10 protein-coding genes and 10 tRNA genes are annotated in these 9366 nt (G+C 39.9%); 4 read left to right on the top strand and 16 right to left on the bottom strand.

Features of this window, described 5'->3' with window-relative positions; all coding sequences use genetic code 11:
• Positions 1-739 precede the first annotated feature (739 nt).
• Together KW850_RS31815 and KW850_RS31810 are read left to right on the top strand one after the other, a co-directional pair.
• Positions 740-1114, top strand: a complete 375-nt coding sequence (locus KW850_RS31815; protein ID WP_218351618.1) for a hypothetical protein — start codon at positions 740-742, stop codon at positions 1112-1114.
• Positions 1115-1267: 153 nt separating this feature from the next.
• On the top strand, positions 1268-1696 hold the full coding sequence (locus tag KW850_RS31810; protein WP_218351617.1) for a hypothetical protein: 429 nt from the start codon (positions 1268-1270) through the stop codon (positions 1694-1696).
• A gap of 483 nt (positions 1697-2179) precedes the next feature.
• On the opposite strand, the gene KW850_RS31805 is transcribed toward KW850_RS31810, so the two are convergent.
• The 3 genes from KW850_RS31805 to KW850_RS31795 form a co-directional block, all read right to left on the bottom strand.
• A complete protein-coding gene (locus KW850_RS31805) occupies positions 2180-3139 on the bottom strand; it encodes a DUF3231 family protein (protein ID WP_218351616.1) in 960 nt (319 codons plus the stop codon).
• 1131 nt (positions 3140-4270) lie between these two features.
• Positions 4271-4543: a hypothetical protein gene (locus tag KW850_RS31800; protein WP_218351615.1), complete on the bottom strand. Its 273-nt coding sequence runs from the start codon at positions 4541-4543 to the stop codon at positions 4271-4273.
• A gap of 85 nt (positions 4544-4628) precedes the next feature.
• Complete coding sequence (locus tag KW850_RS31795) at positions 4629-4862, bottom strand: hypothetical protein (protein WP_218351614.1); 234 nt, start codon at positions 4860-4862, stop codon at positions 4629-4631.
• Between the two features lie 140 nt (positions 4863-5002).
• Here KW850_RS31795 and KW850_RS31790 point away from each other — a divergent pair, with 140 nt between their 5' ends.
• Both KW850_RS31790 and KW850_RS31785 read left to right on the top strand, forming a co-directional pair.
• Positions 5003-5209, top strand: a complete 207-nt coding sequence (locus KW850_RS31790; protein ID WP_256358576.1) for a helix-turn-helix transcriptional regulator — start codon at positions 5003-5005, stop codon at positions 5207-5209.
• Between the two features lie 188 nt (positions 5210-5397).
• Positions 5398-5577 (top strand): hypothetical protein, encoded by a 180-nt coding sequence (locus KW850_RS31785; RefSeq protein ID WP_218351612.1) that lies wholly within the window; start codon positions 5398-5400, stop codon positions 5575-5577.
• 18 nt (positions 5578-5595) lie between these two features.
• Here the strand turns inward: KW850_RS31785 and KW850_RS31780 are convergent, their stop codons facing one another.
• From KW850_RS31780 to KW850_RS31720, 13 genes are all read right to left on the bottom strand, one after another.
• Positions 5596-6015, bottom strand: coding sequence for a type II toxin-antitoxin system PemK/MazF family toxin (locus tag KW850_RS31780; RefSeq protein WP_218351611.1), 420 nt, complete (start codon positions 6013-6015; stop codon positions 5596-5598).
• Positions 6016-6792: 777 nt separating this feature from the next.
• A complete protein-coding gene (locus tag KW850_RS31775) occupies positions 6793-7131 on the bottom strand; it encodes a YolD-like family protein (RefSeq protein WP_218351610.1) in 339 nt (112 codons plus the stop codon).
• Between the two features lie 90 nt (positions 7132-7221).
• On the bottom strand, positions 7222-8217 hold the full coding sequence (locus tag KW850_RS31770) for a tyrosine-type recombinase/integrase (protein ID WP_218351609.1): 996 nt from the start codon (positions 8215-8217) through the stop codon (positions 7222-7224).
• Positions 8218-8359: 142 nt separating this feature from the next.
• A tRNA-Leu gene (locus KW850_RS31765) sits at positions 8360-8441 on the bottom strand.
• A 27-nt stretch (positions 8442-8468) separates the two neighbouring features.
• Positions 8469-8554 (bottom strand) — tRNA-Leu (locus KW850_RS31760).
• A 44-nt stretch (positions 8555-8598) separates the two neighbouring features.
• Positions 8599-8672: transfer RNA gene (locus KW850_RS31755), tRNA-Cys, on the bottom strand.
• Between the two features lie 8 nt (positions 8673-8680).
• Positions 8681-8755: transfer RNA gene (locus KW850_RS31750), tRNA-Gly, on the bottom strand.
• A gap of 4 nt (positions 8756-8759) precedes the next feature.
• Positions 8760-8834: transfer RNA gene (locus tag KW850_RS31745), tRNA-Gln, on the bottom strand.
• Positions 8835-8862: 28 nt separating this feature from the next.
• A tRNA-His gene (locus tag KW850_RS31740) sits at positions 8863-8938 on the bottom strand.
• Between the two features lie 11 nt (positions 8939-8949).
• Positions 8950-9023: transfer RNA gene (locus KW850_RS31735), tRNA-Trp, on the bottom strand.
• Between the two features lie 5 nt (positions 9024-9028).
• Positions 9029-9113: transfer RNA gene (locus KW850_RS31730), tRNA-Tyr, on the bottom strand.
• Positions 9114-9159: 46 nt separating this feature from the next.
• Positions 9160-9235 (bottom strand) — tRNA-Phe (locus KW850_RS31725).
• A gap of 5 nt (positions 9236-9240) precedes the next feature.
• A tRNA-Asp gene (locus KW850_RS31720) sits at positions 9241-9314 on the bottom strand.
• Positions 9315-9366 lie beyond the last annotated feature (52 nt).

The following is a 9366-nucleotide window of genomic DNA, read 5'->3' as shown; positions in this document are numbered from 1 at the left end:
TTTATTTGCTAAACGTATTAGTGTACATTTTGCGTCCCTAATACTATAGACGCGATTGCAGGCAATTTCGGGCGTTAAAAATGAAATGAATTCCCTATTTGTTTATACGGTGCAAAATATAAAAGCGAATATGTTATCAAGATAAATATACAATTTTCGTCTTAAAAAATTGAAAAAGTACACAAAGTATTAAAATTGAGATTTTGTTTACTAATCAAAAGAGCCTGATCGCCTACAAAAAGCAATCAAGCCTAATAAAAGAATCCGCTCGTAGGCCCGCCTCTTGCCTCGAACTAAATTCCGATGACTCCTGTCGCAACCTCAACCGTTGCCGCGGTGCTTGAATCTCCACCGGAAGTCATTCGTATATTTTGCTCGACCTGCCTAAAACCGTACCGCGGATCACGAGCTATGTTCTATTCCGCGAACCTACGTCCGTTATTCGATCAAAGGTAGTCAAATTAAAAATAAAGTTTGTGAATGATTTCACTTAAACTAACGGAGCAGTTTAGTTTAATAAGGTTAGTTATTAGAATGAATTAAAATTCCCCCAAGTTTTTGTTTGATGACACATTAAATCTAGCCTAAATATTACATATTCTATGTTTTTTTAGATTTTCGACATATTAACATTCAAAATTTATATAGTTTTACAAGTATCCAAGCATAAAATTCCCCCAATTTACTGAAAATTCGAAAAGAATTACAATATGAACATCAAAGCTTTTAGGAGGATCACATGAAACGTATTTTAATGATTTTGATTTGTGCACTTCTTTTATGCGGTTGTTCGATGAATACGAAAACGGAGAGTAAGAATCCTCAAACCGTAGCGGTTGTTGGAATAACGGATGTCGACACAATTATTTATACGGCAGATGAAGACCGCGATCGCATTCAGACGTTTGAAAAAGGATTCAAAGCCAAAAAACTGCAAAATGCACAGGTCGAAGCGCCAGAGTCTGATTTAACACTATGGTTTATTAATGATGCAGGTAAGAAAGAGGAATTTGATGTAAACTACAAGCAAAGTTTGGTTTCCGGACTTGGTGGAAAAGTGTACAAACTTGATTCAAAGACAATACAATTACTTCAAGAACAATTTATGAATTAACAATGTAATTCTATATTTAATATTAATAGCTTATTGAACTAAGGAGCTGAGTGACCAGCTCCTATTTCATTATTGCAGTTTAGTTCATTAAGAAAAGGAAAAGTGGTCAATAGTTCTTCTTGAATAAAGAGTAATAACAGCTTAGGAGGGTTTATGAAAAAACTATACTTTTTAACATTAATTCTAACATTTTGCCTTTTTACTTCTGCATGTGTATCGAAAAATGTCAGTAATAAAATTGAACAACCAAAAGAGTTAGTGGTTGAACAAACATCGACATTAGAGAATTGGGATATTAGTGTTGTACCAAGATTAGATCATAAAAAATGGGTTTATGACACAGCAATTAAGTATTTGGGAGATAAGCCTGTAAAACTAACAGTTAACTATTATGATAAAACAAAAGTAACCTATAATGATTTAGCACCTTTACAAGTTCAAAAATCATTTGGAAGTTTCGATTATGAGAAAAGTGTTTATTCCAAACAGAATAAAGATTTATCCTTTAATTTAAAATGGGTTGAAGGTAACAAAACATTTTCAGGTGATACTGAATTTAAAATAAAACCTAAAAATCATTGAGTAATTTAATAATTCTTCTTCAACTAACGGAGCAGTTTAGTGGAAGAGGTCAGATTGATCTTTGTTCAATAATTGGGCCAGATTGTTGAATAACACCATTAACTTACCGGAAAAAAGAAGAGTATGTTGAAGCTTTCTGTTTCTAAAGATTTCGGAACTGGTAAGTTATCTGTTTACATTATTTTTGAAAATATTTTTATTCGACCATCAGCCGTATTCTGGGAACTTTTTTAATTCTTTTATTAGAGCGACTTTACTGAATGCGATAGAAAGGGTTTTAGCCATAATGCTTTTTTAGCTTGAAATAATACAAATGATTTCTTACGCTGCTAATTTTTAACCTTTTCCAAATATCCATCTTTGATCTTGGCTGGACGTCTGCTCACTTGGGGGGCATGACGCGGTGGGTGTCGCTTATGGAATTCGTGTATCTGGCCTATGTGCCGAGAAGTTTCCATTTCTTGAATAGTACCTGCCACGTTTCTATTTATGTGACCAATTAGATACAGGTGGTTCATTAAACCAATTTTTCCTTATTAATAACTTCAGCCCTTTCTCTGAGTAGTTTTCAATCATCTTGATTAGTTCCTTTAAAGAATCTATATGATCCTTTTTATAACTGGATACCACTGCATTTTGTAGATTGGTTATACTTACTGGATTAAGGAACATTATTAAGTTTGCCATTAATTTATCTGAAAAAGGTGATTCCTTTACTTTATTAACGTGAGCCTCTAGTCCAGTTGTAGTTGGAATTCCATTTTCTCTATAGATATCGGATAAAGAGGCTGATTGATAAAATGCTAACTTTTTCCCTTCTAGTATAAATTTCTTTGTGTCCATATCCTCTACGACTTCAGAAAAACCGGTACAAAGAGCAACTCCAACATTGTTACATTGAAGGGCACTGAACATATTTGCCAATTCTACCGCATTAAGTGGCCGTTGCTGAGTTGATGCAACTTTGAATAGTTTCCCATCCCTTTCATCTGCTTTTTTGTAAGAGAAGGAATTATTTTGTAATAAATCTTTATCATTAAGCAATTTTAATAAAGAAAAATCTAATTGAATTACATCATTAAGTATTTTTTTATAAAAATTTTTTACTTTATAATCTGTTAATTCAATATATTGAACAGCAAGCGCTCGCAATCCATTACTCGTTATATGCTTTAAGATCTCTATAATTAATTGGTCGGAAAATAGCTTTGTTGTTGAACTATATATATCATCTTCCCTGAAGAACGGTGTATCTTTATAACCTTCCTCAGACAATAATTGAGTAGCCTCTTGTTCTTGATATGTAGAGATTTTATATATTTCATTTAAAATATTCCTTAAATCGGTATCCTCAGAAGTTTCACTAAGATATTTTAATAAAAAATTCATCATGTTTGAACTTGATTGTAAGTACCAAAGGAAACCTAATTCATTTACGTTCATTTTATACCCCCTAAAGACTCAATTTCTTTTTTTATTTTGTCAAAAAAAATTCTTGATTATTCATGAATCAGTAATTCTTCCTAAATACACTTAGAGTTTCATTGTATGCGATTGAACCTTTCGAAAAGGAACAACATTTTATATATCCGACCAAACTGATGTTGGTAATATAATGATTCAAAAATATTGAGGTGAATATCTAAAGCTAACTTCCTTTAATGGGGAAAGTGAGTTATTTTGTAGAGGGCGAACAGTTTTGTGGACGGGATCAAGTCCCCACTGGCAGAGACGTTCCACCCTGGCTACTATGATCATAAAACCTAATAAAAATAGGGCACCATAAAATCTTTCGTGACATATAAATAGATACTTACACCGAGAGTAAAAGTAGTATTTCTGAAAATATGGGTGAAATAGATTTTTTGGCAACGTCGGTAAATTATAGAGGACAGGGTGTGGCAACTAAGATGAAAGAAGTTGAGCCCAGGGAGCCTACCTTCTCTTATGTGATATCCAAATGGGCGAACTAAAACTCCTGATTTTGTATATTTGCTTAGGAGTGAATTTAAGTAATTGCAAAGTATCAACTTTTCAACAAAACCAGCTAATAGTAGGTAGCTGCTTATTCAAGAATCGGGCGCTTTTCTTGAATAAGAAGGCGTCTTTTTTGATACGCCCCTACACATTAAGGGATTAGATTTTTTTAAGGAAAAAAAGATTGTGAATATTTTCACTTAAACTAACGGGTGCTTTACTTCAATAAGGAGTAAGGCTTTTTTATTGCACTAACGAAGCACTGGCCTTCAATCATGTACTTAAGTACTAAATTATTAAAACAACCGAAGAAACCGCGAAATAACCCGCGGCTTTTTTTGTTTCACGCACTTATATCGACGTGCCGCTTGCATTTTGTACACTGAAAGACATCCGGCCGTAGCTCGCGATGCTTTTTTAATTTACGGCAGGTCTGACAGCTTAGCGTCACGTATCGGCCAGTAAAGTCGTTAACGACCAGGTCCGATCCAGGCACTTCCTCCGCTAATAACTCCTCACTATCTTCACTACCTAGAGAATAGAAGGCATACGCCAATATCACGGTCATTCCACCCGAGATAAAGCTGATCCAATTCATTAAACGTCCTCCCTTCCGCTCAATACGAAATTCAACTCGCCGTTATTATTGATGACAACTACGCGGTAGGCCGACTGCGTGCAATGCTCGCGCTGCAACTCAGAGACAAGCACGGCATCGTTAAGCCCTTTTTCGATTAGCAGTCCGGCCAGTGTCGTCGGCTTCATGTTACAGGCCGTCGCCAGTCGATTCAGCTTGAACGCTTGTTTGTTCGTTATCGAGACGTTGACTCGGTGAATTTTCTTTCCGCCTAAGCCCTTTCCTTCTATCATTCCGTTACCTCCCTTTTGAAAACGTCGTGACAATTGACAACGTCAACCGTGTTACACAGTTACGAAATGGCCGCAAGGGAAGAGGCTATTCCGTTTTCAATACTAACGGCGTCCCTTTGGTCATTATTGCGGTATGACCTACCGGCGCTTGAACGGTTGCTCTGTCGGACTTAATTACCTTCCGCTGCCGAATGTCCTTCTCGATCAGACGCTTAACATATCCGCTGAAATTGACGTCCTGGATGCGTTCTAAATACCGTCTATCCTCTTCGTTGGTGACGTTGAATGACACCGACTTGATAACCTTATTTTTACTCACTTCATCGCCCCTCCTTTCGGTTGATTACTATATGGTATGACCGGTAATACTAAAAGTGAACAAAAATTTTCCTTTTTCACCACTTAAATTTCCTATATGAATCACGCCGAAAAAATATAAAATGAATATAGGTGATGCTAATGTTGATAAGCCGCATAGAGGACCTAATTCAAAAAAGCGGATACAAAAAAGCGTTCGTTGCAGATAAATTAGAAATAACGGTAAAACAGCTCCGCAATTATGAAACTGGGCGGAGTTTAATACCGATGGATAAGGCGTACATATTAGCGGACTTGCTAGGCGTGGGTGTCGAGGAGCTGTACGAAAGAAAAAAAGTTGACGAATGAACCGGTATGACCGCCCTGGACCTGCATTATTTCGAAATCTTTCGCATAAGCTGACTTAAGAGCGAGTCAGCGTCCTTGGGCGGACTATTGCCGTCAAAATAGAGGCGGTATGACCGGTCGTTAATATGTACGTTTTCGGTAACAATAACTAATATATTTATATAGGCTTAATAGAAAGAGTGATCGGATTGAATGACGTGTTAGAGGCGAAGCTAACGATTAGCCGAATTAAAACGCAGCTCCTCGACCTTGCTGGCGAATTAATTGCGGATCAAAGTGCGGGAAAAGAGTACGCTATTAAGCGATTGCTTGGCGTTGTGGAATATATCGATGAGAATGACGTGAAGGCTAAGGATATCGAGTTGTAACCCGAATAAAAAAACACCCTAACGGATGTCCTTCGCTTTAATCCTTACTATTTCACCGGTTACAATGTGGCGGTAGTATTTATATAAGTCTTCTTTAATTCCGAGACTAATTTTTAACGCAGTGTCTACTTCGTCTAATTTTTTGTCGTCGAGTCTCGAAATTTTAGCTTGAATCCGCCATTTATCAAGCGTCCGAATTTGTTCTAACAGCACCCACGAATCTTCCGTTAATTTATACTTTCGTTTGTCCAGAAATACATGCGTAGGCAGCCGTTTCTTTTGTTGTTTCGTTAAAACTGTAGCTAAGACTGTCGGTGAAAATTTGTTACCAATATCGTTCTGCAATATTAAAACCGGTCGTAACCCACCTTGCTCCGAACCTACTACCGGAGATAGTTTCGCCCAAAATATTTCGCCTCGTTTTATTACTTGTTTCATATCGCACACTCCTTCGTCTTTAATACTTCGACAAATGGCTCCGTGCTTCCTTCGAGTTTAACTACCTGATTTCGAAAAATTGCACGCGGGTTGAAAACGCCTAAACCCCAGCTTTTTTCGACCGGGCTTGGGGAATCCGACTATTTCACTCGGAATTATCGGATATGTAAACCGTAATTATTAACGTTTGTATAACGATGAATACAATATTCACGATTATTACGTAAAAGATGAATACGTTGTAATAATGTCGATATACAAACCGCGTCATACCAACGTTTGTTTACTACGAAATATTATCCGTTATGCAATATCTTATACATCCGCATACCTACGCCCTTTGCCTCGCCAGTAGCTCCGTTATTTCCCAGCGTTTATGTATAATGAATGAAGGTTCATATTACGGAAAGCTGCGCGATCGGCCTACGTTTAGCTAACCCCGTGAGTTCCGGAAGGCTCTCCGTCCCAGGCGCTTCTTGCTACTGATATTGCGGAAATGTAAACTTTTGGACTGCCGCATGCCATCCATATACCCCCGTACGTATCCGTTAGCCTTACGCCACATTACCCGCACATATCCCGAAACACCGAGTTTCTTCTATTATGTAATGCGTTAATACGTTAGAGTAATGATGTAATAAAGCGAACGACGAATTTAATTATAAAACTCCACGGTTGTCCATGGCATATAAAGACAACCCTTCATAATATAACGTATCTCCTTTAAATAGTTTTCACTTACAAAGAAAAGCGTCTAAATGGCGCTTTTTTTTAATTCTAATCTACGACAGTCACAGCGCACACATCTTCGAAGGCCACGCGCTCATATTCGCCAGGCTTCACCTCAACACGTAACTCATGCGTAATTGGATCAACGCGGTGTATATGTCCGTTCATCTCCGAAGTAAAGCCGTCATCCCATACTGTAAGCCTCACCGTTAGCTTATACGCCATTGCGTAGGCTATCCGCTGGTCAAACTCTTCCGTATCGAATTCGCTTAATAGCGGCCTTGCCTGGCGCTCATCGTCCTTAAACATCTCGCGCTGCATTTTGAAGACTTCCGGCATAAACGACGCTGCATTCCATTTAATCTTTCCGCGATCTCTTATCGTCATTACGATCATCTCCTCGTTCTTATTAAACACGAACAAACGTTCTGTATGCACATAAAAATAAACGCCACCCGTTAAGGTGACGCCAATACATTAATAATCTTTCCGTTGCTTTAAGTTATTCAGCGGTGAAAACTTACGGTGCTGTTCCTTTACGTCCTCAGCGAATAAGTTAACGTATGTCCGCACCATATCAAACGTAGTATGGCCGAGTATCTGCTGAAGCTCGAAGATGCCTGCGCCATTCTTTACGCTTAGCTTAGCAAACGTATGTCGGAATGTATGCGGACTGCATCGTACGCCCTCAATACCCGCCTCTTTACCGTAGACACTTATACGCGACTGGATCTGGCGCTTAGTAAGCGGTGTGTCATCAATCGTAATAAACAACGCATCACAATCGACCACATTGCCACGGATTGCCAGGTATCGTCTTAACTGGTCTTTCATCGTAGCTGATAACGGCACGTATCGCTGTAAATAGCCTTTAGTATTGCGGATTAGTACCTTCGACTCTTCCCAGTTAATGTCGCTTACTTTGACGCCTATAAGCTCGTTAACACGGACGCCAGTTTCGAGTAGCAATAGCATAAGCGAATAATCGCGCACACCAACGAAAGTCTTTAAGTCTGGCCGGCTCAGTATATCGGTTATTTGCTTTACCGTAAACGTCGCAATAATGGCCTTACGATCACGTATTAAACTAAGATTCTCTACGGGATTCTGCGGAATATACCGGTCTTTATACAAGAAGTTAAAGAACGCCCGAATCGCACGTAGTCTAGTATTAATTGACGTTGTTTTCAGTCCTTTTTCAACGCGTAAATAACGGATCACATTATCGTTAATGATGTCCTTAGTTATTTCGCCAGGATAAGTCGTCACGGACTGTTCGACGAGTAACTTTTGAAATGTCGTTAATTCATTCCGATAATATTTAATGGTATGCTCGCGCAGATTTCGAATCTCTCCGTCTTTGATAAAGAGCTCTAGCGCATCATTAAAGTCGAGATAATCGGACCGTAAACTACCGCGTAGCTTCGTTAAATCCTCTGTAGAAAGTGCATTTGTTCGTCTAGTGCGGGTCAAAATAACTCCTCCATTGCTGAATTATTCGCTCCCATTGCGTACGATTCACCGCGTACGATTTTCGCTGCTCGAATCGTGTGCATAGACGAAAAAACGACGACCTACATCTCGTGTAGATCGTCGTCATTTCAACGTTTTTTGATACCGGTGGTCGGGGTCGAACCGACACTCCAGAAGGAACACGATTTTGAGTCGTGCGCGTCTGCCAATTCCGCCACACCGGCGCGTATTAAAATGTTTTGATGAAGCAATGCCGAGGACCGGAATCGAACCGGTACGGTAGTCACCTACCGCAGGATTTTAAGTCCTGTGCGTCTGCCAGTTCCGCCACCCCGGCGAAATCTAATTACCTGTTATTATCCATACTTAGCAAATGTTTTATGGAGGCGGCAACCGGATTCGAACCGGTGGTAAAGGTTTTGCAGACCTCTGCCTTACCACTTGGCTATGCCGCCATATATATTGGAGCGGAAGACGGGATTCGAACCCGCGACCCCCACCTTGGCAAGGTGGTGTTCTACCACTGAACTACTTCCGCAAATTGGCTGGGCTAGCTGGATTTGAACCAACGCATGTCGCAGTCAAAGTGCGATGCCTTACCGCTTGGCTATAGCCCAACGTTTTTAGTTAATGATAAATATATTATGGGGCGACTGATGGGAATCGAACCCACGAATGCCTGAACCACAATCAGGTGCGTTAACCACTTCGCCACAATCGCCACAATATAATTGGCAGGGGTAGTAGGAATTGAACCCACACCAAAGGTTTTGGAGACCTTCGTTCTACCTTTAAACTATACCCCTATAAATGGTGGAGGGGGACGGATTCGAACCGCCGAACCCGGAGGGAGCGGATTTACAGTCCGCCGCGTTTAGCCACTTCGCTACCCCTCCACATAATATTCAGATTGCCATCATCTGGTGCTGCTAAAAAAACTAATGGTGGCTCAGGACGGAATCGAACCGCCGACACAAGGATTTTCAGTCCTTTGCTCTACCGACTGAGCTACTGAGCCAACAACGGTCTGGACGGGACTCGAACCCGCGACCTCCTGCGTGACAGGCAGGCATTCTAACCAACTGAACTACCAGACCAATTGCGGGGACAGGATTTGAACCTGCGACCTTCGGGTTATGAGCCCGACGA

Source organism: Bacillus sp. sid0103 (assembly GCF_019219025.1).
This window is presented reverse-complemented; position numbering and strand designations above follow the sequence as displayed.